The sequence below is a fragment of the Methylobacterium amylolyticum genome (genome assembly GCF_030700245.1).
Classification (GTDB): domain Bacteria; phylum Pseudomonadota; class Alphaproteobacteria; order Rhizobiales; family Beijerinckiaceae; genus Methylobacterium.
Window position 1 is genome coordinate 90,436 of sequence record NZ_JAUYZI010000009.1, and the last position, 21,281, is coordinate 111,716.

18 protein-coding genes and 1 tRNA gene are annotated in these 21,281 nt (G+C 72.0%); 8 read left to right on the top strand and 11 right to left on the bottom strand.

From position 1 onward, the window contains the following. Positions 1-2: 2 nt before the first annotated feature. Complete coding sequence (locus Q8W71_RS09065; protein WP_305525017.1) at positions 3-3,728, bottom strand: PAS domain S-box protein; 3,726 nt, start codon at positions 3,726-3,728, stop codon at positions 3-5. Between the two features lie 202 nt (positions 3,729-3,930). After that, positions 3,931-4,596: an SOS response-associated peptidase gene (locus tag Q8W71_RS09070; RefSeq protein WP_305525018.1), complete on the bottom strand. Its 666-nt coding sequence runs from the start codon at positions 4,594-4,596 to the stop codon at positions 3,931-3,933. 151 nt (positions 4,597-4,747) lie between these two features. Between Q8W71_RS09070 and Q8W71_RS09075 the strand changes: the two genes are divergently transcribed. Together Q8W71_RS09075 and Q8W71_RS09080 are read left to right on the top strand one after the other, a co-directional pair. Then, entirely contained in the window at positions 4,748-5,152 is a 405-nt protein-coding gene (locus tag Q8W71_RS09075; protein WP_305525019.1) for a DUF805 domain-containing protein, read from the top strand. An 89-nt stretch (positions 5,153-5,241) separates the two neighbouring features. After that, positions 5,242-5,676 carry a lysozyme inhibitor LprI family protein gene (locus tag Q8W71_RS09080; protein WP_305525020.1) on the top strand — a complete coding sequence of 145 codons (435 nt, stop codon included), beginning with the start codon at positions 5,242-5,244 and terminating at the stop codon, positions 5,674-5,676. 241 nt (positions 5,677-5,917) lie between these two features. On the opposite strand, the gene Q8W71_RS09085 is transcribed toward Q8W71_RS09080, so the two are convergent. The 3 genes from Q8W71_RS09085 to Q8W71_RS09095 all read right to left on the bottom strand — a co-directional run bounded on the left by Q8W71_RS09085 (position 5,918) and on the right by Q8W71_RS09095 (position 8,266). Further along, on the bottom strand, positions 5,918-7,237 hold the full coding sequence (locus tag Q8W71_RS09085) for a hypothetical protein (protein ID WP_305525021.1): 1,320 nt from the start codon (positions 7,235-7,237) through the stop codon (positions 5,918-5,920). A gap of 511 nt (positions 7,238-7,748) precedes the next feature. After that, positions 7,749-7,833, bottom strand: a tRNA-Leu gene (locus Q8W71_RS09090). Positions 7,834-7,960: 127 nt separating this feature from the next. Beyond that, positions 7,961-8,266 (bottom strand): FliM/FliN family flagellar motor switch protein, encoded by a 306-nt coding sequence (locus tag Q8W71_RS09095; RefSeq protein WP_305525022.1) that lies wholly within the window; start codon positions 8,264-8,266, stop codon positions 7,961-7,963. Between the two features lie 71 nt (positions 8,267-8,337). Here Q8W71_RS09095 and lipB point away from each other — a divergent pair, with 71 nt between their 5' ends. Beyond that, positions 8,338-9,063, top strand: a complete 726-nt coding sequence (gene lipB / locus Q8W71_RS09100; RefSeq protein ID WP_305525023.1) for a lipoyl(octanoyl) transferase LipB — start codon at positions 8,338-8,340, stop codon at positions 9,061-9,063. Between the two features lie 143 nt (positions 9,064-9,206). Here the strand turns inward: lipB and Q8W71_RS09105 are convergent, their stop codons facing one another. Beyond that, positions 9,207-11,327, bottom strand: a complete 2,121-nt coding sequence (locus Q8W71_RS09105; protein WP_305525024.1) for a carbohydrate porin — start codon at positions 11,325-11,327, stop codon at positions 9,207-9,209. Positions 11,328-11,719: 392 nt separating this feature from the next. Here Q8W71_RS09105 and Q8W71_RS09110 point away from each other — a divergent pair, with 392 nt between their 5' ends. From Q8W71_RS09110 to Q8W71_RS09125, 4 genes are read left to right on the top strand one after another with little or no spacing between them, the layout of a single operon-like run. Next, on the top strand, positions 11,720-12,292 hold the full coding sequence (locus tag Q8W71_RS09110; RefSeq protein WP_305525025.1) for an iron transporter: 573 nt from the start codon (positions 11,720-11,722) through the stop codon (positions 12,290-12,292). 19 nt (positions 12,293-12,311) lie between these two features. Then, on the top strand, positions 12,312-12,644 hold the full coding sequence (locus tag Q8W71_RS09115; RefSeq protein WP_305525026.1) for a cupredoxin domain-containing protein: 333 nt from the start codon (positions 12,312-12,314) through the stop codon (positions 12,642-12,644). Positions 12,645-12,690: 46 nt separating this feature from the next. Further along, a complete protein-coding gene (locus Q8W71_RS09120; protein ID WP_370875376.1) occupies positions 12,691-14,112 on the top strand; it encodes a 4Fe-4S binding protein in 1,422 nt (473 codons plus the stop codon). Between the two features lie 34 nt (positions 14,113-14,146). Beyond that, entirely contained in the window at positions 14,147-14,971 is an 825-nt protein-coding gene (locus tag Q8W71_RS09125; RefSeq protein ID WP_305525028.1) for an FTR1 family iron permease, read from the top strand. Between the two features lie 17 nt (positions 14,972-14,988). Here the strand turns inward: Q8W71_RS09125 and sseA are convergent, their stop codons facing one another. Beyond that, complete coding sequence (sseA, locus tag Q8W71_RS09130) at positions 14,989-15,915, bottom strand: 3-mercaptopyruvate sulfurtransferase (protein ID WP_305525029.1); 927 nt, start codon at positions 15,913-15,915, stop codon at positions 14,989-14,991. Between the two features lie 393 nt (positions 15,916-16,308). Between sseA and Q8W71_RS09135 the strand changes: the two genes are divergently transcribed. Beyond that, complete coding sequence (locus Q8W71_RS09135; protein ID WP_305525030.1) at positions 16,309-16,542, top strand: GcrA family cell cycle regulator; 234 nt, start codon at positions 16,309-16,311, stop codon at positions 16,540-16,542. Between the two features lie 16 nt (positions 16,543-16,558). Here Q8W71_RS09135 and Q8W71_RS09140 read toward each other — a convergent pair whose 3' ends face one another. The 4 genes from Q8W71_RS09140 to Q8W71_RS09155 are packed head-to-tail and all read right to left on the bottom strand — an operon-like array spanning position 16,559 to position 21,254. Continuing rightward, positions 16,559-17,527, bottom strand: coding sequence for a type II secretion system F family protein (locus Q8W71_RS09140; protein ID WP_305525031.1), 969 nt, complete (start codon positions 17,525-17,527; stop codon positions 16,559-16,561). 11 nt (positions 17,528-17,538) lie between these two features. After that, positions 17,539-18,528, bottom strand: a complete 990-nt coding sequence (locus tag Q8W71_RS09145; protein WP_305525073.1) for a type II secretion system F family protein — start codon at positions 18,526-18,528, stop codon at positions 17,539-17,541. Positions 18,529-18,533: 5 nt separating this feature from the next. Then, positions 18,534-19,973, bottom strand: coding sequence for a CpaF family protein (locus tag Q8W71_RS09150; protein WP_305525032.1), 1,440 nt, complete (start codon positions 19,971-19,973; stop codon positions 18,534-18,536). A 33-nt stretch (positions 19,974-20,006) separates the two neighbouring features. Then, complete coding sequence (locus Q8W71_RS09155; RefSeq protein ID WP_305525033.1) at positions 20,007-21,254, bottom strand: AAA family ATPase; 1,248 nt, start codon at positions 21,252-21,254, stop codon at positions 20,007-20,009. Between the last annotated feature and the right edge of the window lie 27 nt (positions 21,255-21,281).

The following is a 21,281-nucleotide window of genomic DNA, read 5'->3' on the forward strand; positions in this document are numbered from 1 at the left end:
TGTCACGCGGCGCGCAGGGTCTCGATCTCGGCGATGGCCTCGGCCGTGCGGGCGCGCAGGGTGTCCAGCGCGGCCCCGTAATCGCCGCCCGAGCGGCAGGTCTCCTCGACCGTCCGGCAGAGCCGGGCCAGGCCGTCGAAGCCCAGCATGCTGGTCGCGGCGATCATCGTGTGGGCGTCGTCGGCGATGCTGTCCCGGTCCCGGTCCCGGGCCGGGGCGGCGTACCCGAACCGGGCGTCGAGTTCCTCGGCGAGCATCGCGAGCAGCCCGCCGATCCGGTCCCGGCCCACGGAGGCGGCCAGGGTGTCGAGGGCGTCCCGGTCGATCGCGCCGCCCCCCGCCTCGGGCCGTGCATCGCCCGCGGCCGGCCCGCCCGTCATCCCGCCCGCCGTCCCGCCGAGGGCCCAGCGGTCGATCGCGTCGAGCAGCGTCGCGCGGGTGAAGGGCTTGCCGACGTGGTCGGTCATCCCCGCGACGCGGAACTCGGCCACCTGCTGCGGCAGCACGTTGGCGGTGAGCGCCACGATCGGCACCCGGGCCGCGGGGTGATCCAGGGCGCGGATGCGGCGCGTGGCGCTCACCCCGTCCATCACCGGCATCTGCACGTCCATCAGGACGAGGTCGTAGGGGCTCTCCTGGACGGCGCGCAGGGCCTCGGCGCCGTCCGCGACGACGTCGACCGCGTGGCCGGCCGCCCGCAGGAGGGCGCAGGCGAGTTCCTGGTTGAGCGGCGTGTCCTCGGCGAGCAGCAGACGGCGCGGGCGGCGCGCCGGGGTCCCGGCACCGGCCGGCGCCGGCGCGGCCGGCGCCGCGGCCCGCGGCAGGTCGACGGCGAACCGGAAGGTGGAGCCGCGCCCGGCGGCGCTCTCGACCCCGACCGCCCCGCCCATCAGCTCGACGAGGCTCTTGCAGATGGCGAGGCCGAGCCCGGTCCCCTCGTGGGCGCGCCGGTACGAGCCGTCCACTTGGCTGAAGCGCCGGAACAGCCGGTCCTGCTTGTCCACCGGGATGCCGATGCCGGTGTCGGTCACGGAGAAGCGCACCCGGATCGGGCGGTCGGCCCCCTCCGGCGCCCCCGCCTCCACCGCGAGGTCGACGCGGCCGGCCGCGGTGAACTTGATGGCGTTGTTGAGGAGGTTGAGCAGCACCTGCCGCAGCCGGTCCTCGTCGCCCGACAGCCAGGGCGGCAGGGCGGGGTCGAGGACGACGCCGAGGGCGAGCCCCTTCGCGTCGGCGAGGCCGCGCACGATCGACACCGTGTTGTCGATCAGCCCGGCGAGCGCGAACGGCCGCGGCGCGATCTCCACCTGACCGGCCTCGATCTTGGAGACGTCGAGGATGTCGTTGACCACGGTCAGCAGCGCCGCGCCGGCCGAGCGGATGCGCGCGCCGTACTGGCGCACCCGCGGGTCGATGTCGGGCTCGTCGAGCAGCAGGTCGCTGTAGCCGATCACGCCGTTGAGGGGCGTGCGGATCTCGTGGCTCATCGAGGCCAGGAATTCCGATTTCGCCCGGCTGCCCGCCTCGGCCTGGAGCCGGGCCGCCTCGGCCTCCCGGGTGCGCTCGGCCACGCGCTCGCTCAGCGTCGCGTTCAGGTCGCGCAGCCGCGCCTTGCCCGCGCGCAGCGAGCGCTCCGCCGCCTCGCGGGCGGTGTCGTCGCGCAGGGTCAGCACCGCGCCGATCTGCGCCCCGTCGGGCCCGAGCAGCGGCTGGGCGCTGCCGATGGCCAGCACCTCGGTCCCGTCCGGGCGGCGGATGCGCCAGCGCGCGTCCCGGACCGTCTCGCCGCGCACGGCGCGGGCGAGCGGCAGGTCCTGGGGCGGGTGGTGGCGGCCGTCCTCCGTGAACAACCGGTAGGTGTCGCTGTAGGCGTCCGGCTCCACGTCGAGGCGCGACACCCCGTGGATCGCCGCGGCGGCGGTGTTGACCAGGGTGATCCGGCCGGCCGCGTCGGTGACGATCACGCCCTCGGCGAGCTGGGCGAGGATGGCGGCGCTGGTGGCGGTGGTGAAATCGGCCCGCGCCTGCGCCTCCTGCAACCGCGCCTCGACGAGGGCCCGGTCGCGCGCCGCGCCGCTGCGGGCCTCCGCTTCGGCGGCCAGCCGGGCGCTGACGTCGCGCAGGGTCGCGACGAAGCCGTCCGGGCGCCCGGTCCCGGCGTCGCGCGTCAGCCGGAACGACAGCTCCAGCGGGATCCAGCGGCCGTCCCGGTGCCGGTAGCGCTGGACCGTCAGCGCCCGCTCGGTCCGACCGGCCGTCAGGTCGTCGAGGAACGTCCGGTAGGCGGGGACGTCGTCGGGATGGACGAAGTCGAGGGGGCGGGTGCCGATCAGCTCCTCCGGCGCGTAGCCGAGGGTCGCCGTCACCGCGGGCGAGACGTAGCGGCGGGTGGTGTCGAGATCGCTGAGGATGATGATGTCGGTGGCGGTCTCGGCGATCAGCCGGTAGCGGCGCTCGCTCTCCCGCAGCGCCCGCTCGGCTTCGCGCCGGGCGGTCACGTCGGTGAAGGTGCGCACCACGCCGCCGTCCGCCAGCGGCAGGGTGCGGATCTGAAGCACGGTGCCGTCCGGGCGCGCGCGCTCGTAGTCGTCGACGCGCAGCGCCGGCTCTCCGCGCTCCAGCCAGCGCCGGAGCGGGTCCGGCAGGCGGGCGAACTCCCCCCGTCCCGCCTGGAGGGCCCGGACCGCGCCGAACGGCGCGCCGTCGCGCAGCAGCTCGGCCGGGATGTCCATCAGGGCCGCGGCCCGCCGGTTGTGCACCCGGACGCGGTCGTCGCCGTCGGTCATCACGAGGCCCTGGTCCATGGCCTCGACCGCGGCGCGCATCAGGGCGTCCGCGGCACCGAGATCCCGCTCCCGGCTGACGAGGTCGGTCACGTCGAGGCAGACGCCCTGGAGCGCGGTCAGGCGGCCGGCCGGGTCGCGCTCGGCGATCCCGTGCACGCAGACGTGGCGGATCTCCCCGTCGGGCCGCAGGACCCGCGAGCGGTGCTCGTAGCCGCCCCGGTGCTGGCGGCTGAGGCCCGTCAGGGCGCCCTCGACCCGCTCGCCCACCGCCGCGCGGTCGTCCGGGTGGTAGAAATTCAGGTGCGCGTCGAGCGGCACGGGCTCCAGCACGGCGTTGCGGCCGAAGATCCGGGCGGTCCCGGCCGACCACGCCAGGGTCCGCGTCTCGGGATCGAGCCGCCAGTGGCCGAAGCCCGCCTGCTGCTCGGCCACCCGCCGGGCGGCGCGCATCGCGGCGAGCTGTGCCTCGCCCTCGGCGAGACCGCGCTCGGCCGCGCGGGCGCGCAACTCCCCCGCCGCGAGGCGGGCGAGGTCCCGCAGCCGGTCGAGGGCGTCCGCCGGGAGGCCGAGCCGGGATTCGTCGAGCGCGCCCGGGTCGACCGCGCACAGGAGGCCGAGACAGGTCCCATCCTCCGCGCGCAGGGGCGCGACCGCGCACAGGCGCGCGCCCGCCCACGGCTCGTGCAGGAGCGCCTCGGCCGGACGCGCGAGGATCGCCCGCAGGGCCGGCGCGGCGAGTGCTTGAGCGACCGCCTCCGCGCCCATCCCGGCGGACCCGGCCGGACGGGTTGCGCCGTCCGCGCCGAGGAGGGCGAGCGCGGCCGGCGCGCCGAGGAGGGCGCAGGCGGTGCGGCAGGCGCCGTCGAGGATCGGCGCGCCGGCGGACGCGTCGCGGTCGGGCGGTGGAACCGGGGGCCCGGGCTCGGCGGAGGTGCGCTGCACGGCGCGGTTCTCTCGGTGTGACGAGCCGGCGGGGGCTGCCTCGGCGGCGAGCGGACGCGGGTCCCGCTCGCCCCGGAGCATGACCGCAGGAGGGTTGCCGCTTCCTTGCGATCGCAACGCGCGGCGTCCACGCGGACGGCCTCGCACGATCACGTCGCGGTGATCGCCGGTCGGGGCGCGCCCGCCGCGGATGGCGCCCCCGTCAGGTCTCGGGATCGGACGCCCCGTCCGACCGCGCGCCGCGCGCCACCTCCCGCATGTCGGCCTCCGGCAACGGCCGCTGTAGCCGCACGGCGTCGGCCACCGGCGCGTCGAGCCACGCCGCCCACTCCTCCGGCCGCGTCAGCAGCACCGGCATCGCCTTCGGATGGACGGGACCGACGACGCCGTTCGCCTCCGTGGTGAGGAACGCGAACAGCCGGTGCTCGGCCGCGACCCGGTCCGGGTTCTCGCGCTTCGTGCCGCGCACGCCCGTCCAGGGCCGCCAGATGCCCGCGAAGGCGAAGAGCGGCCGGTCCTCGGACAGCGCGAACCACACCGGCGTCTTCCTGGGCTTCGTGTCGGCGTACTCGCTGAAGGCGGTGGCCGGCACGAGGCAGCGGTACTCAGGCTTCAGCCAGGGCCGCCAGTGGGGCGAGGCGGTGTTGCGCACGTTGGTCACCGGCTGCGCGCCGAACGCCTGCGGGCCGGGCATGCCCCAGCGCATCATCGCCAGCGCGCGGCCCGCCGCGCCGCCGACCACCACCGGCGCCATCTGGTCGGGGAAGATGCCGGGCAGCGGCGGGAGGTTGCCGGTGCGGTCGTGCGCGACCCCGAAGGCGCGGCGCAGCTCCGCCGGTCCCGTCCGCAGGCTGTAGAGGTTGCACATCGGGCTCTCGCGCGGGCTCCACCTTCACCGATGCTACACCGCGCCGTTGCATTCGGCCCCGCCCCGGCCGCCCTTTTACCGATTCCTTCACGGCCGGCGGGCGAACACTGCCACGTCAAGATCTCGAACGTGGCGCTGACGGGGGCTGTCGATGAATGCCTACATGAAGGGGATGCGGAATTATGTGACCTTCAGCGGCCGCGCGTCGCGGTCGGAATACTGGTACTTCATCCTGGTATACGTCGTTCTATGCTTCGTGGCCGGGTTCCTGGACGGTTTCATCCACGGCTATACGAAGAGCAGCAGCGATCCGCAGATCCTCTCGGCGCTCGTCCACCTGATCCACTTCCTCCCCTCCCTGGCCGTCCTGGTTCGGCGGCTGCACGATACGGACCGGACCGGGTGGTGGTATCTCGCCGGATTCACGATCGTGGGCCTCATCCCGCTGTTCATCTTCTCCGTGATGCGCGGGACGATCGGCCAGAACCGCTTCGGACCCGATCCGGTCGAGGCCGATCTCGGGCTCGTCAACGCCGGCGGGGTGCGGTTCGGTTAAGGCGCGCCGTCCCGATCCCCCGGGTGGGCGGTCATCCTTGGGGGACCGCCCACCTCTGCTCGCGTCGATCCCATCCTGAGAGCATCGCCATGCCGAAGCGAGACGCGCGCGCCCACGGGCCGGCCCGGGGCTTCCGGCCGGTCTGCCGCCTCGGCGTCGGTGCGGGCTTGGTTCTGGGCCTGGTCGTCGCCGCGGCGCCGTCCCGGGCCGGCGACGAGGGCTACCGGTCCTGCATGGCCCGGAGCGCGTCGACCTACGCCTCGGTCCAGTGCCAGACGGCCGAGCTGGCCCGGGTCGAGGCGGAGCTGAACGCCACCTACCGGACGGTCCTGTCCGCCCTGCCGCAGGACCAGCAGGAGAAGCTGCGGGCGGCCGAAAGGCTCTGGGTCGCCTTCCGCCAGAGCGACTGCGACGTATTCTACGGCCAGCAGACGGGGACGATCGCGTCGATCCAGGGCGGGGATTGCATGATCGCCCGCGCCCGGCAGCGGATCAGGGATCTGAAGGTCTTCACCGAGCCGTGACGGCTCGGGTCACTCCGGCACGGCCGCGCGCTCCCGGACATCCGGTCGAGTCGGCAAGGCACGACCCTCAAGAGCAGAGTCCCCAAAGACCGACCTCCTTGGAAGCGACAGCTAGCGCGGAAGAAGCTCGTCGACTCGAAGGAGATCGGCTGGTTGAACCTACGCGCCGTCGAGGTCCGAACGAAGGACTCGGCGCGATCGGGACGCTCAGCGCCCACCGGCGGAACGCCGGGTGAGCGCTTCAGGCATGCATCAGAGGCAGGTTGTTGTTCTGCGCCTGCTTGCGGACGACGTCGGGATTGATCCCGAGGGCGTTGGCAACGCCGTATACCTCGTGGCTTCCCAGCGGTTGCGAGCGGGCGACCATCCTGAGGTAGGCGATCGGCGCCGTCAGCTCGACGGCGAAGGCACGGCTCGCCTGCTGATCGCGCGTCACAGCCATTGTGACGAGGCGGTGATCGTGCACTCGCTCGGCCGTCCAGGCCATGTAGGCGCAGCGCGCGGCCGTAAACTTCCGCTGGGCCCTATGCCGCTGGAGTAGGGCAATCCGCGAGCGCAGCTCGTGGCGCTCGATCGCGCCAACGATCGGTTGCCCTTCGCTCTCCCAGGTCGTGGCGGTCGTCGGCTCGGCCTCGGCCACGTACGAGTTGGGTGTCAGATCGATGCCGAGGATGTCGAAAAATTTCGAGCTGCCCTGCGCGTCCGTGTCCTTGATCTGGAGAGCCTTGCGTACCGCCTGTGCGGCTGTAACCCCACGCTTCCACGCCGGCAGCGCTGGAATGTCGGCGGGCACCGGAACCTTCTTGAGCGGTTCGAGGGTCGACTCCGGCGCTTGATCGGTCAGGATTTTCGCCTGGTCGATCAGCTTCACGGCCGCTTCGATCGTACCGGGGGTCGACGCGAGGCACAGGTCCATCAGGGCCTGGCTGTCGTGCACGTCTGCAGCGCGCTCGATCGCGTCCGCGATCCGCTCGGGCACCGCGTACGGTGACAGCCCCAAGGCACCCATCAGACGGCAGAAATCCACCTCGTCCGGTGACGTGCCCTCCACGAGCGCCCACTCCGCCTGGAGATCGGTGCTCATGAGGCCGCGATCGGCCAGGCGACCGACTACGCCTGTGACGAACTTGCGCAGCTCGCTCTCGACGTCCTTGCGGGGCATCTGCGCCCGCCCGCCGACCTTGAACCGGACGTCCGCGTGCAGCACTTGGCGCGGTGCGGCGCTAACGACGACGTCGTCACCCGTCGACAGGAACTCCAACTGCGGCAGCGCAAACCCGTGCTGTGCGGCGAGGGGCGAGTGGCGTCCGAAAAAATCGCCATCGGCCGCCGCATCCTCGCTCTTCCGCGGCTCCCACAGGATCGGCCACCAGTTCTCGGCGACCCATTCGGCCAGGTAGTACAGCGGGATTTCGAGGTGGTCGGTGCGCGGCTCGCTCTCGCCCTCGAATTCGGTGACGTTCCGGCCGCCAAACATGACCTGGAGCTTGGCGAACGTGGCCGCTTCGACCGAGCCGCCGTCCGCCTTCATCCAAGATCGCAGGATCGAGAACGTGCTCATCGGAGGAGACCTGATGGCAGAGCAGAGGGTTCTACCGGGTGACCGTGGTAAACTCCCGGCCAGCCATCGTTCGTACGACCCTCATACCAGACGTCGCCTTCGCGGTGCCAGATGTGGCGCGGGAAGCCGTCGAGGACCTTCGCCTTCGATACCTGCCCGGCCCTGATCGCGGAGCGAACGGCGTTGAGACCTTGCTGCTTCGTCCAGTCGCGAGGGCACGGCATGGCGGGCTTCGGCCGGGGCTTGGGCGGCCGCCCGTTCGGACCATAGCAGTGATAGTCGCTGGACTCGTACGCGGCTGCTTCAGCCCACCGGATCAGGAAAGCCGGCGGGACATTTCGATCCAGCGATTTCGGCTTGTCCGGGTACCGACTTTTCTGGCTCGGCCGCTTCACGCAGGGTCCCTCGGCGAACGTCAACAGAACAGCATTTGCAAACGGGCATGCAAACCGCGGTTCTGCGACGCTACCTTAGTCGCGATCCGTTGAGAAATAAGCTAGTGAAAACAAGTTGGTGCGGCCAAGAGGACTCGAACCTCCACCCCTCGCGGGACTAGCACCTCAAGCTAGCGCGTCTACCAATTCCGCCATGGCCGCATCGGACGCGGGCGAGCCCGTCCGTCTCTCCCGCGCGCCGCGCCCGGGGGCGCCGTCTTCGCGGGTGCGGCAGCCGATACCAGATCGTTTCCGCCCCGACAAGCGCGAAGCGCGCGGCCTCTCCGCCTCAGGCCGCGTCGAAGCTTCCGTCGAGGAACGGGACGGCGCCGTCGCCGATGCTGGCGCCGGCCTCGACGATCGCCGCCGCCTTGCGGATCAGCTCGGTCACCTCCACCGAGATGCGGTCGCCCGTCACGACGATCTGGCCGCGGGCGATCGGGTGGTCGTTGGCGAGGATCTCCACCATGTCGGTGTCCGAGGCCTCCAGCTCGATCACCGCGCCGCGGCCCATGCGCAGCAGCATGTGCAGCGGCATGCGCGCCCGGCCGAGCACCACCGTCAGGTCGACCTTCAGGGTCTCGAAGACCGCCACGCCCGCTCCGCCCCGCCTTGCCAGCACCCGCCGCGGGTGGTCAGAGACCGTGGACGCAGGATGGTGAAGCCTTGGTAAACGCTCCGGTCGGCACCCCGCGCCTCGCGGTCGCCCCGCACGGCTTCCTGCCGCGTCCGGGCTCCGGCCCGGTGGCGTGGCGGGTGAGCGACGCTACCGTTGACTATCCCGAAGCGGTCGCCTGGATGGAGGCGCGCGCCGCCGCGATCGCCCGGGGCGAGGCCGGCGAGTGCGTCTGGCTGCTGGAGCACCCGCCGCTCTACACGGCGGGCACCTCGGCCCGGCGCGAGGATCTCGTCGCGCCCGACCGCTTCCCCGTCCACGCCGCGGGCCGGGGCGGGCAGTACACCTATCACGGGCCGGGCCAGCGGGTGGCCTACGTGATGCTCGACCTCGCCCGCCGCCGCACCGACCTGCGCGCCTACGTGGCGAGCCTGGAGGCGTGGCTGATCGCGACGCTGGACGCCTTCAACGTCCGCGCCGAGCGGCGGGAGGACCGGGTCGGCGTCTGGGTGCGCCGGCCGGAGAAGGGGCCGGGGGTCGAGGACAAGATCGCCGCCATCGGCATCCGGGTGCGCCGCTGGGTGAGCTTCCACGGGATCAGCCTCAACGTCGAGCCGGACCTGTCCCACTTCTCCGGCATCGTGCCCTGCGGGGTGCGCGAGCACGGGGTCACGAGCCTCGTCGATCTCGGCCTGCCGGTGAGCCTCGCCGAGGTCGACATGCAACTCCGCGCCGCCTTCGAACCGATCTTCGGCGCGACGGTGATCGGCGATTGAGGGTGGACCCATTCGCGGGCGGTTGATCTGACGCCGCACGGTATCGCGTCGCGGGTGGTCGCTTCGCTGCGCTCGCAGGGCCGATGGTGGGCCGAGGGATCGATTTTGTCCGATCGATCCGGTGCGGCCGGTTCGGAAAAAAATCAGAAATCGGCGTGGAGGCGCGAGGCGAAGAAGTGGGCCGGGCCGCGGTCGCGGTTGTAGCCCGGGTTGTCGACGAACTGGTAGTCGAAGGTCAGGGTGAGAAACTTGGTCAGGCCGAGCGCGTAGTAGGTCTCCACCGCCCGCTCGGTGCCGTAGTTCAGGCGCCCGTCGCCGACCAGCAGGCCGTAATAGCCGGCCGCGAAGGCCGCCCGGTGGGAGGGCGAGAGGCCGTTCATCGCGGCGCCGATCCCGACCGTGTCGCGCGGCCGGCCCCAGGCCGTTCCTTTCAGCGACAGGCCGCCGGAGAAGCTCTGGTCGATGTCCGTGAAGGATATGTTCTCGGTGCGGCCGTCGTTGAGGCTCGCCCGGGCGAACAGGCCGAGATCGGGGGTGAGCGCCTGCTCCAGGTTGACGTAGCCGCCGGTCTTGCGCCGCGGCCGGCGGGTGGCGCCCACCGCGTCGTTGATGTCGTCGAACAGGCCGAGCTGCGTCAGGGTGACGACGTCCCGGTTGTTGGCCGAGACGCCGACGTTGGAGAAGATACCGACGCGCAGCTTGCCCGGCTGCTCCAGCCACGGCAGCGTGTAGCGCCCCTCGAACTCGGCGTTGAGGCCCGCCCGCCGGAACACCCGCGGGTCGAGAACGTCGCTCGACGGTTCCTTGGGCACCTGCGTGTAGGCGGCGCGGATCGCGAACTCCGGCCGGTTGTACTCGGCGTAGACGCCCTGCGTGAAGCCCGGCAGGTTGGCCGGGAAGTCCCAGGCCGAGGCGGCCCAGAGCGACCAGTTGAAGAAGTCGACCCGGGGATCGTGCGCGTAGACGTTGCCGTCGAAGAAGTCGCCGAGGGCGAACTTGCCCGCGATCAGGGTGATCCGCTCGGCGTCGTAGCGGGTGGCGACCTGGTTCGGCCCGTCCGGCACGTCGAGGGTCTCGCCGCCGAGGTTGATCGTCTGCTTCACGAAGTAGCGGTTCGAGCGCAGCTTCGGGAACGGGGCGCCGGCCTTCTGCGCCTCGCCGTTGACGAAGCCCGCCACGCCCAGCGTGCGCGACAGGCCGAAGCCCTGGCTGAACTCGGGGTTGTAGTAGACCTCCGTCGTGTCGGTCAGCTTAAGCCCTAAGAAGATCGTCGCGGTGGTGGTCTGCCGCGCCTGATGCGGGATCAGGCTCTGATCGCCGACGTAGGGCGAGCGGAAGCCCGGCACCCCCTGCGCGATCAGCGTCGTCTGGCCGTGCAGGGAGAAGCGGTCCGAACGCGCGGTGTCGGGGTCGTGCGGGGCGGCCTCGTCGGGCTCGGCCGGCACCTTCAGGCCGCCGGGGAACCACAGCAGCCGCAGGAAGAGCTGGTTCGAGGTGAAGCGCGCCCGCGTCGCCACCGGCCCGAGATCCGGCACGCTCCCCAGGGCGAAGGTCCGGCTGCTGCCGAGATCGACGTAGCGGTAGTCGATCCCGAGCGCGAGGCTGTCGCTGATCGCGTACTGGATGCCCGCGCCGAGGGTGAAGCCGAGATAGGACTGATCCCGCCGGGTGCGGCTGAGGCCGCCGGTGCGCTGCCCGTCGGCGTCGAGCTCGGGATAGTCGGCGAGGAAGCGGGCGTTGGCGCCGGTGAGCCCGAAGGCGCCGTAGACGAGGTAGCTGTCGAAGCTGTAGCCGAGCCGGGCGCGCAAGGATCCGTAGACGTCTGTCTTGGCGCGGATGATGTTGAAGGCCGGGTCCACGGTCTCGTAGCCGAAGCCCGGTACGGTCGAGGGGACCGGCCGCTTGAGGTTGGCGGCGTCGAGATTGGCTTCCACTCCGTAGACCCAGGGGCCGGACTGCCAGTTCCACCCGGCGAAGCCGCCGCCGACCTCGGTGGTGGCGTTGCGGCCCTGGTCGCTGCGCCCGGTGGAATCGCCGCTCTTGAACGACGCGATCGGGCGCCCGCCGACGGTGGTCGGCCCGAACGTGTAGGCGCCGTAGGAGCCGCTGGCGCTGCCCTCCAGGCCGACGTAGCCGCCGGACCAGTCGGTGTAGGCCGGCGCATCCGCCGCTCGGTCCGGGCGGGCGAGGTCGGCCGCCGCGGCCGGGGCGAGCGAGGCCGTGGCCAGGACCAGCACGGCGGGGATCGTGGCTCGGGCGCGCATGGACCTCACCGGATTCCTGGACCTCACCGGACGCTGGCCTCACCAGCCGCTGGCCTCACCGAATTATAGCATTTGCTATAAGAGCGGCATCCTCGACGCAAGGCCCTCGCGGCGGATCCCTGCTCCGGCCGGCGTGCCGGTCCGGCAGGCGGGATTCGCCCTCTCGCGTCGCTCCGTCCGGACCATCCTCACGCGATCGTTGCGGTCAAGACACCGGCGGACACACCGAGCCGGCTATCTTCACTGACGTCGCGCTGGCCGCCCTTTTATCGCTCGTGACCAAGACGATACCGACCGTGAACTGTATAGGCGCCGCAGATTGGAATTGTTATGATGTGATTCCTCCCCCGGCGGCACTTTGAACTTCCGGCGGCGGGCCTTATGTCGGGGCCATGCGCACCTCCGCCCGTCTCCTCCGCGGCCTGTCCGCGGCCGCCTTCCTCGCGACCGGCCTCCTCGTGACCGCCGGCGCCGCGGCGGCCAAGGAGGTGCCGATCGGCCCGCACGTCACGAAGAACGGCCTGGAGGTCGCCGCGGTCTACCTCCAGCCGATCGAGATGGACCCGCCCGACATGATGCGCCCGGCCGCGCAGTCGGACATACACCTGGAGTCGGACATCCGCGCCGCCAAGGACAACCGCAACGGCTTCGCGGAGGGCGACTTCGTGCCGGCGCTCGACGTGCGCTTCACCCTGGTGAAGCTCGACGGCGACAAGCCGACCGACCAGACGATCTCCGGCGCGCTGATGCCGATGGTCGCCAACGACGGCCCGCATTACGGCGACAACGTCAAGCTGTTCGGCCCCGGCCGCTACCGCCTCACCCTCGCGGTCGCGCCCCCCGGCAAGGGCAGCCATTTCGGCCGCCACGTCGACAAGGAGACGGGGGTCGGCCCCTGGTTCGAGCCGTTCGACGTGACCCAGGACTTCACCTTCGCCGGCATCGGCAAGAAGGGCGCCTACTGATTTTTTTCGAGACGGTCCCGTGATCCCTGCCCTCCACCTCGCCCTCGTCTCCGCCCTGCTACTCGCGACCGCGCCCGCGCGCGCGCAGGACATGCCCGTGATCAAGGTCGAGATGCGCGACGGGGTGATCCTCCCGGCGGTGATCGAGGTCCCGGCCAACACCCGGTTCAAGCTGGAGATCTCGAACACCGGCCAGTCGCCGGTGGAGTTCGAGAGCCTGGAGCTGAAGCGCGAGAAGGCTTTGGCGGCGGGCTCCACCTCGGCGATCATCTTCCGCACCATCGATCCCGGCACCTACGAGGTGTTCGACGACTTCCATCCGGAAGCGAAGGCCAAGCTGGTGGCCAAATGACCCGGCCTGCGAACGCACGATCGACCGCGCGCCCGAACGCGGCGGCCTGACGGTGGCGGCGACCGCGCTCGACCGCGCGCCGCCGGCGTGGCGCAACGCCCTCGACGCGGGCCTCGCCCGGTTCGGCGACCGGCTGCGCGCGCACGGCCGGCTGATCCGGGCGGTGCAGTGGGCGGTGGTGGCGGTCTACGCGGTGCTGGTGATCGTCCCGGCGCTGCTGCCGCTGCCGGGCAACGCCCAGCACATCTGGAACGACCTGACGCTCGCGGCGCAGTTCGCCTTCTGGGGCATCTGGTGGCCGTTCGTGCTGGTCAGCATGGTCCTCGTCGGCCGGGCGTGGTGCGGGGTGCTCTGCCCCGAGGGCACGCTCACCGAGTTCGCCAGCCGCTGGAGCCGGGGCTACGCGATCCCGCGCTGGATCACCTGGGGCGGCTGGCCGTTCGTGGCGTTCGCCGGCACCACCGTCTACGGCCAGATGACCAGCGTCTACGGCTACCCGAAGCCGGTGCTCGCGGTGCTCGGCGGCTCGACGCTCGCGGCGGTCGCCGTCGGCCTGCTCTACGGGCGCAACAAGCGGGTGTGGTGCCGCTATCTCTGCCCGGTCAACGGCGTGTTCGCGGTGCTCTCGAAGCTCGCGCCCCTGAGCTTCCAGGTCGACCGCGCCGCCTGGGCCGCCTCGCCCAAGCCCCTCCGCGGCGCCGAGAGCTTCAACTGCGCCCCACTGGTGCCGGTGAAGGCGATGCGCGGCGCGGGGTCCTGCCACATGTGCGGGCGCTGCTCCGGCCACCGCGGCGCGGTGCGGCTCGCCCTGCGCGCGCCCAACCACGAGATCGTGCACGTGGCCGGCGACGAGCCGTCGTGGGAGCAGACGAGCCTGATCCTGTTCGGGATGATGGCGCTGGCGGTGGGCGCGTTCCAGTGGTCGTCGAGCCCCTGGTACGTCGATGTCAAGCAGGCGGTGGCGACGTGGCTCGTCGAGCGCGGCACGACCTGGCCTCTGGAGCACACGGCGCCGTGGTTCGTGCTCACGGACTACCCCGAGAAGAACGACGTGCTGACGCTCCTCGACGGGGGGCTGCTCCTCGCCTACATCGCCGCCGCGACGCTGGTCCTCGGGCTGGCGCTGTCCGCCCTGGTGGCGCTGGCGGCGCGGGCGCTGGGGCCGTTCTCGCTCCGGCGCTTCCACCACTTCGCGCAGACGCTGATCCCGGTCGCCGGCTGCGGCGTTTTTTTGGGACTCTCGGCGCTCACGGTCACGTTCCTGCGGGGGGACGGGATCCACGTCCCCTACGTCGCGGAGATGCGGGCCGGGCTGCTCGCCGGGGCGAGCCTGTGGAGCGCGTGGCTCGCGTGGCGGGTCGCGGGGCTGTCGGCGGTGGGCTTGCGCCGGGCCGCCGCCACCGCCTGCATCGCGGGGGCGGCGGCCCTGTCGGTGGCCAACTGGGTGCTCCTGTTCTGGGTCTGGTAGCGCGGGAGCCCCGCGCGCAACGGAAAGTCTCGCCATGATCGGCGCCTTCGTCATCGCCTTCCGCGAGGTCATCGAGGCCGGCCTAATCATCTCGATCGTGCTGGCCGCCACCCGCGGCATCCCGGGGCGGATGCGCTGGGTGCTGCTCGGCGTGGCCGGCGGCCTGTCCGGCGCGGCGCTGGTCGCCCTGTTCGCCGAGCGGATCTCGGACGCGTTCGAGGGCAACGGCCAGGATCTGCTGAACGCCGCGGTGCTGATCCTCGCGGTCGTGATGCTGGTCTGGCACAACACCTGGATGAGCCGGCACGGCCGGGAACTCGCGGGCGAGCTGCGCGCGGCCGGCGAGGCGATCCGCAACGGCCAGCGCGAGGCGGCGGCGCTGGCGATCGTCGTCGGCGCGGCGATCCTGCGCGAGGGCGCGGAGCTGGTGCTGTTCCTCTACGGTCTCGTGGCCTCCGGCACGTCGGGGGCCGACATCCAGTTCGGCGCCTTCGCGGGCGTCGGCGCGGGCGTCCTCCTGTCGGCGGTGAGCTATCTCGGCCTCGCCTCGATCCCGAGCCGCTACGTGTTCTCGGTCACCAGCGCGCTGATCATCTTTCTCGCCGCCGGCCTCGCGGCGCAGGCGGCGCAGTTCCTCGCCAACGCGGGCGTGGTCGAGGTGCTGGGCCAGACCGTGTGGAACAGCTCGGGCCTCATCGCCGAGAATTCCTGGCCGGGCCGGGTGCTGCACGCGCTGGTCGGCTACACCGACCGGCCGACCGCGCTCCAGCTCGCGGTCTACATCGGCACCATCGCGGTGATGGTCGGGCTGATGCAGTGGAGCGCGGCCGACAGGCGCCGGGCCGTGCGGCCGGCCTGAGGGGCTGGGGAGACGGATCAGCCCGTCGCGACCGGGCGCTCCGGTGCCGCGCCCCATTCCGACCACGAGCCGTCGTAGAGCCCGCGGGCGTGGCGGCCGGTGGTCTCCAGGGCGAGGCTGACGATCGCCGCGGTCACCCCCGAGCCGCAGGTGGTGACGATCGGCCGATCGGGATCGACGCCGGCCTCGGCGAAGACGCGCTCCAGCTCCTCCGGGCTCTTCATGCGGCCGTCCCGCTGGAGGGACGCGTAGTGCAGGTTGCGGGCGCCGGGCATGTGGCCGGGCCGCACGCCGGGCCGGGGCTCCGGCTCCTCGCCGCGGAAGCGGGAGCCTGAGCGCGCGTCGACCACCTGTGCCGAGCCGGTCTCCAGCGCCCGGGCCACGTCGGCGGCGTCGGCCACCGCGCCGTGGTCGAGCCGGGCGGTGAAGTGCCGCCGCTCGCGCACCCGCGGCTCGCCCTCCTCGGTCGGGTAGCCCGCCGCGACCCAGGCCGGCAGGCCGCCGTCGAGCACCAGCGCGTCGCGCACCCCGAAGGTCTTGAGCATCCACCAGACCCGGGGGGCCGAGAACAGGCCCATCCCGTCGTAGACGACGATCTGCTGGCCGTCGCCGATCCCCAGCGCCCGCATCCGCGCGGCGAACACCTCCGGGCGCGGCAGCATGTGGGGCAGGCCCGCCTCGGTGTCGCTCATCGCGTCGAGGTCGAAGCGCACCGCCCCGGGGATGCGGGCGGTGCGGTACTCGGCCTCCGGGTCGCGGCCCGCCGCCGGCAGGTACCAGGAGGCGTCGAGCACCACGATGTCGGGGGCGTCGCGGCGCTCGAACAGCCACGCGGGCGTCACGAGGGGCGGGCGGGCCGTATTCTCGGCCGATCCCTGGGCCGATCCCTGGGCCGATGCTTGGGCCGTATCCTGGGCCGTATCCTGGGCCGTATCTTGGGCCATGTCCGAAGGGTCCGGTCGATTGCGCGAAGGGGGCGCACCAAACCACAGCCGGCCCGGCGATGCACGCGCCGCCGGGACCGCCCGCTTCGCGGTCGCCCGGTTTCGTCAGGACCCGCGGCGGCCCGGCCGGCCGGCCCGCGGCGGGCGCGAGCTACGCACACGGCACCGTGGTCCGATGCGCGGAGCGCAGGCCGGACTTGTTTTCAAGGGCCGGAACCCCAGTTACGACAACATGATGACGCCCATCGCCGGCCTCCGAGTCGGCGCCGGTCGGGTCCCCCGGACGCCGCGCCACGCGCGACGGGGACTTCCCGGTCCGCCGGGCGTTCCACCCACGACTCTCTGCCGGGCGCCGGAGCCGACCGCGCAGACGCCCGTTGAGCACGCGAGCCCATGAACCAAATCGTCCGGATGTCCCAGATCAACGAGGCCGAGACCGTCGAGGAGCCGTCGGCGGACCTGCGCGTCCCGTTCGCGCAGTCGGGCGCCTTCGTGTGCAAGTACATCATCGGCGAGCCGAACGACCGCGCGATCTGTTGCGGCGCGCCCGTCGCGGACGGCAAGAGCTGGTGCGCCTTCCACCGCCGCATCGTGTTCGAGCCGACCCGGCCCGGCCGCATCCGCTGAGCCGAGGTCGGCGGGCCTACTGCGTCCGCATGATCTGGATCACCGCCGGGGTGATGATCACCACGAACAGCACCGGCAGGAAGAACAGGATCATCGGCACGGTGAGCTTGGGCGGCAGCGCGGCGGCCTTCTTCTCGGCCTCGTTCATGCGCTGGTCGCGGCTCTCCTGGCTGAGCACCCGCAGCGCCTGCCCCACCGGCGTGCCGTAGCGCTCGGCCTGGATCAGCGCGGTCGCCACCGCCTTGACCGGGTCCAGCCCGGTGCGCAGGGCGAGGTTCTCGTAGGCGAGCCGGCGCTCGGGCAGGAACGACATCTCCGCGGTCATCAGCGCGAGTTCCTCCGCGAGCACCAGGGAGGAGACCGCGATCTCGGTGCTCACCTTGCGGAAGGCGTGCTCGATCGCCATGCCGGATTCCACGCAGATCAGCGTGAGGTCGAGGGCGTCGGGCCACGCCTTGCGGATCTCCACCTGCCGCTTCTTGGCGGCGTTGATCAGGAACAGCTCCGGCGCCTTCATGCCGAAATAGGCCGCGCCGATTACCATCGCGAAGCGCATGAGGTAGGAGGCGTCGACCGCCTCCAGCACGAACAGGTAGAACAGCGCGGCGATCACCGCGCCCACCGGCACGACGAGGCGGAAGAACAGGAACGCGGTCTCCGCGCCGTGGCCGCGGTAGCCGGCCATCAGCAGCTTGCGCTTGGCGGTCTCGGTGCCGAGCCAGCGGTCCAGGTGGTAGCGCTCCACCACCGACTTCATGTAGGCCTTCGGCGCGACCCGCAGCGTCGCCTTGCCCGCGGTCTTCTCGCGCTCGCGCCGCCGGATGATCTCGCGCTCGTCGCTGACGAGCTTCATCCGCTTGCCGAGCCGGTCCGTCTCCAGGAACGGCTGGGCCACCGCGAAGGCGGTCGCCGCCGCGGCGAGCGCCGCCAGCGCGGTGCCCACGAAGCGCGGGTCGAACAGCCGGTCCGCTATCGCGTCGATCATGTCGGCGGACCTCAGAAGTCGAAGGCGATCATCTTCCGGATGGTCAGGATCCCGAGCAGCATCCAGATGCCGCTCCCGACCAGGGCGATCCGGCCGGCATCCGTCGTCCAGAGCAGCGAGATGTAGTCGGGGCTGGTGAGCGTGGTGATGCCGGCCACCCCGAAGGGCAGGCAGGCGATGATCGAGGCCGAGGCCTTGGCCTCCATGCTCATCGCCTGAACCTTGCCGCGCATCTTGGCGCGCTCGCGCAGGACCCGGGACAGGTTGCTCAGCGCCTCCGAGAGGTTGCCGCCCGATTGCTGCTGGATGTTGATGACGATCGAGAAGAAGTTCACCTCGGCGGTCGGCACCCGCTCGTGCAGGCGCGCCACCGCGTCGCCGAGCGACAGGCCGAGCGCCTGGGTCTCGATGATCGTCCGGAACTCGCTGCGCACCGGCTCCTCCGCCTCGCGCGAGACCATGCGGAAGCAGTCGCTCACCGGGATGCCGGTGCGGATGCCGCGCACCACCACGTCGACGGCGTTGGGCAGCTCCTTGTTGAACCGGGCGATGCGGCGCAGGCGCAGGGTGCGCAGCATCCAGGCCGGCAGGCCGAACCCGCCCGCGAAGGCGCCGGCGGCGGCCGGCAGGAGGTTGTCGGTCACCAGCAGCAGCAGCAGGCCGAGGACCAGCCCGAGGCCGCCCGAGACCAGCCAGTAGGTCCGCTTGCTCCAGGCGAGGCCGGCGCGGGCGAGCTTCAGCTCCAGGCTCACCTTGCTCGCGCCCTTGGCCTTGGCCTCGATCTCGCCCAGCGTCCGGGCGACCTGCTCGCGACGGTTGACGGTGGTGCCGCGCACCACCGCGGTCGCGGTCGGGACGCTGATCGTCTTGAGCCGCCGGCTCGCCCGGCGCTCGCCCGGCATCGCGGCGAGGATCGCCACGTAGGTGAGACCGGCCACGGCGACGCCGACGAGGCCCGCCGCGACCGGCAGGTCCGGGAGCCCGAGGGCGGAGAGGTCCATCGCGCTCACGCCTTGTCCGAGACCTCGGCGGCGTCGAGCGCCTCGCCGAGGCGGCCCTCCAGGCCGTAGTAGCGGGCCCGCTCCCAGAAGCGCGGCCGGCCGACGCCGGTGGAGCGGTGGCGCCCGATCAGCTTGCCGTTCGCGTCCTCGCCGAGGATGTCGTAGAGGAAGATGTCCTGGGTGGTGATGACCTCGCCCTCCATCCCCAGCACCTCGGTGATGTGGGTGATGCGCCGCGAGCCGTCGCGCAGGCGCATGGCCTGGATGATCACGTCGATCGAGCCGACGATCATCTCGCGCAGGGTCTTCGAGGGCAGGGTGAAGCCGCCCATCGAGATCATCGACTCGATGCGCGACAGGCACTCGCGGGGCGAGTTGGCGTGCAGCGTCCCCATCGAGCCGTCGTGGCCGGTGTTCATCGCCTGGAGCAGGTCGAAGGCCTCGGGCCCGCGCACCTCGCCGACGATGATCCGCTCGGGCCGCATGCGCAGGCAGTTCTTGACGAGGTCGCGCATCGTCACCTGCCCCTGGCCCTCCATGTTGGGGGGGCGGGTCTCCAGGCGCACCACGTGCGGCTGCTGGAGCTGCAATTCGGCCGCGTCCTCGCAGGTGATCACCCGCTCGTCGAGCTCGATGAAGGCGGTGAGGCAGTTGAGCAGGGTGGTCTTGCCCGACCCGGTGCCCCCGGAGATGACGACGTTGCAGCGCGACTGGCCGATGATCTTCAGGACCTCGGCCCCCTCCTGCGAGATCGCGCCGAAGCGCACGAGCTGGTCGAGGGTGAGCTTGTCCTTCTTGAACTTGCGGATGGTGAGCGCCGGGCCGTCGATGGCCAGCGGCGGGGCGATCACGTTGACGCGGGAGCCGTCCGGCAGGCGCGCGTCGCAGATCGGCGAGGCGTCGTCGACGCGCCGGCCGACCTGGCTGACGATCCGCTGGCAGATGTTCATCAACTGCTGATTGTCGCGGAACCGGACGTTGGTGAGCTGGATCTTGCCGCTCACCTCGATGAAGGTCCGGTTGGCGCCGTTGACCATGATGTCGGCGATGTCGTCGCGGGCCAGAAGCGGCTCCAGCGGCCCGTAGCCGAGCACGTCGTTGCAGATGTCGTCGAGCAGTTCCTCCTGCTCGGCGATCGACAGGACGATGTTCTTGAGGCCGATGATCTCCGAGACGATGTCGCGGATCTCGTCCCGCGCGGTCTCGCCGTCGAGGCGCGAGAGCTGCGTGAGGTCGATCGCCTCGATCAGCGCGCCGAAGATCAGGCTCTTGGTGCGGTAATAGTCCTCCGAGCGCGCCGCCTCGACCACCACCGGGGCGGGCGGGTCCGGGCGCTTGGGCGGCGCGGCGTCGCGCAGCACCGGGGCGGCCGCCGCCGCGGCCCTGGGCTGCGGCACCGGCGCGGGTGCGGCGGGCGCGGCCCCGCTCTGCCTCCTACCGAACATGGGCTCGATCCCCGGACGGCCTCACGACGCGCCTCACGACGCCTTGCGGCGGGCGGCGAGCTTGGCGAGCAGCGGCGCGAGCGGGTTCGCCCGCCCGCGCCGCGCCTCGGCGCGCCCCAGGAAGGCGGCGGCCAGCTCGTTGAACAGCTCCGCCGCCTTCGCCCCCGGCTGCACCTCGGCGATCATCTGGCCGTTGTTGGCGGCGGTGCCGAACAGGGCCGGGTCGAACGGCACCACCGCGGCGAGCGGCGCCTCCAGGGCCTTGGCGAACTCGGCCGCCGCGATCTCCGGGCGCTTGGGCACCCCAACGCCGTTGAGCAGCACCCGGGGGGCGGCGTCGTTCGGCCGGCCGTGCTTGAGCGCCGCCAGCAGATTCTTGGTGTTGCGTAAGGAAGCGAGGTCCGGGCCGGCGACGATCAGAATCTCGTCGGCGGCGGTGAGCACCCGCCGCGTCCAGGCGCTCCACTGGTGCGGCACGTCGAGGACGACGCAGGGGACGCTCGCCCGCAGGTGCTCGATCAGCGCGTCGAAGGCCGGCTCCGTCAGGTCGATGGTCCGGTCGAGGCTCGCCGGGGCCGAGAGCAGGCTGAGCGTGTCGCTGCACTTCGACAGCAGGCGCTCGACCAGCGCCGCGTCCAGGCGCTCGGGGGCGAACACCGCCTCGGCGATGCCCTGCGGCGGGTCCTGGTTGAAGTCGAGGGAGGCGGTGCCGAAGGCGATGTCGAGATCCGCGATCACCGTCTGCACGCCCTGCGCGCGGGCGAGCGACCACGCGAAGTTGTGCGCCACCGTCGAGGCGCCGATCCCGCCGCGCACCCCGTAGACGGCGACCGTGCGCCCGATCGGCTTGACGCCGGGCGCGGCGAACAGGTGGGAGATCGCCGCGATCAGGACCAGCGGGTCGACCGGGGCCATCAGGTAGTCGGAGACGCCGCGCTGGATCAACTGGCGGTAGAGGGCGACGTCGTTGACGTGGCCGATCACCAGCACCCGGGTGCCCTCGTCGCAGACCTCGGCCAGGGCGTCGAGGCACTCGATCGGCCGCGAGCGCGCCCCCTGCATCTCGATGACGACGACGTTGGGCGTCGGCGCGTGGCGGTAGGCCTCGATCGCCGCCGCGCCCCCGCCCATGCGCACCTTCACGTGGGCCTTCTGCATGCGCCGGTCGAGGCCCGCGCCCTCGATCATCGCGGCGGTCTCGGGGGTCTCGCAGAAGGCCTGGATCGTGATCCGGGGCACCGGGGGGATCATGCGCTCGGATGTGTCGGAGGGCTCGGCCATCGCGGCGCTTTCGGTTCGGGGCTCGTG

Excerpts from the sequence above, each read along its gene's own strand:
- Q8W71_RS09085 (WP_305525021.1), bottom strand. The coding sequence starts at position 7,237 with ATGAGCACGTTCTCGATCCTGCGATCTTGGATGAAGGCGGACGGCGGC.
- Q8W71_RS09105 (WP_305525024.1), bottom strand. The coding sequence starts at position 11,327 with ATGCGCGCCCGAGCCACGATCCCCGCCGTGCTGGTCCTGGCCACGGCC.
- Q8W71_RS09145 (WP_305525073.1), bottom strand. The coding sequence starts at position 18,528 with ATGGACCTCTCCGCCCTCGGGCTCCCGGACCTGCCGGTCGCGGCGGGC.
- Q8W71_RS09135 (WP_305525030.1), top strand. The coding sequence starts at position 16,309 with ATGAACCAAATCGTCCGGATGTCCCAGATCAACGAGGCCGAGACCGTC.
- Q8W71_RS09110 (WP_305525025.1), top strand. The coding sequence starts at position 11,720 with ATGCGCACCTCCGCCCGTCTCCTCCGCGGCCTGTCCGCGGCCGCCTTC.
- Q8W71_RS09080 (WP_305525020.1), top strand. The coding sequence starts at position 5,242 with ATGCCGAAGCGAGACGCGCGCGCCCACGGGCCGGCCCGGGGCTTCCGG.
- Q8W71_RS09140 (WP_305525031.1), bottom strand. The coding sequence starts at position 17,527 with ATGATCGACGCGATAGCGGACCGGCTGTTCGACCCGCGCTTCGTGGGC.
- Q8W71_RS09070 (WP_305525018.1), bottom strand. The coding sequence starts at position 4,596 with ATGTGCAACCTCTACAGCCTGCGGACGGGACCGGCGGAGCTGCGCCGC.
- Q8W71_RS09155 (WP_305525033.1), bottom strand. The coding sequence starts at position 21,254 with ATGGCCGAGCCCTCCGACACATCCGAGCGCATGATCCCCCCGGTGCCC.
- Q8W71_RS09075 (WP_305525019.1), top strand. The coding sequence starts at position 4,748 with ATGAATGCCTACATGAAGGGGATGCGGAATTATGTGACCTTCAGCGGC.
- Q8W71_RS09125 (WP_305525028.1), top strand. The coding sequence starts at position 14,147 with ATGATCGGCGCCTTCGTCATCGCCTTCCGCGAGGTCATCGAGGCCGGC.
- sseA (WP_305525029.1), bottom strand. The coding sequence starts at position 15,915 with ATGGCCCAAGATACGGCCCAGGATACGGCCCAGGATACGGCCCAAGCA.
- Q8W71_RS09150 (WP_305525032.1), bottom strand. The coding sequence starts at position 19,973 with ATGTTCGGTAGGAGGCAGAGCGGGGCCGCGCCCGCCGCACCCGCGCCG.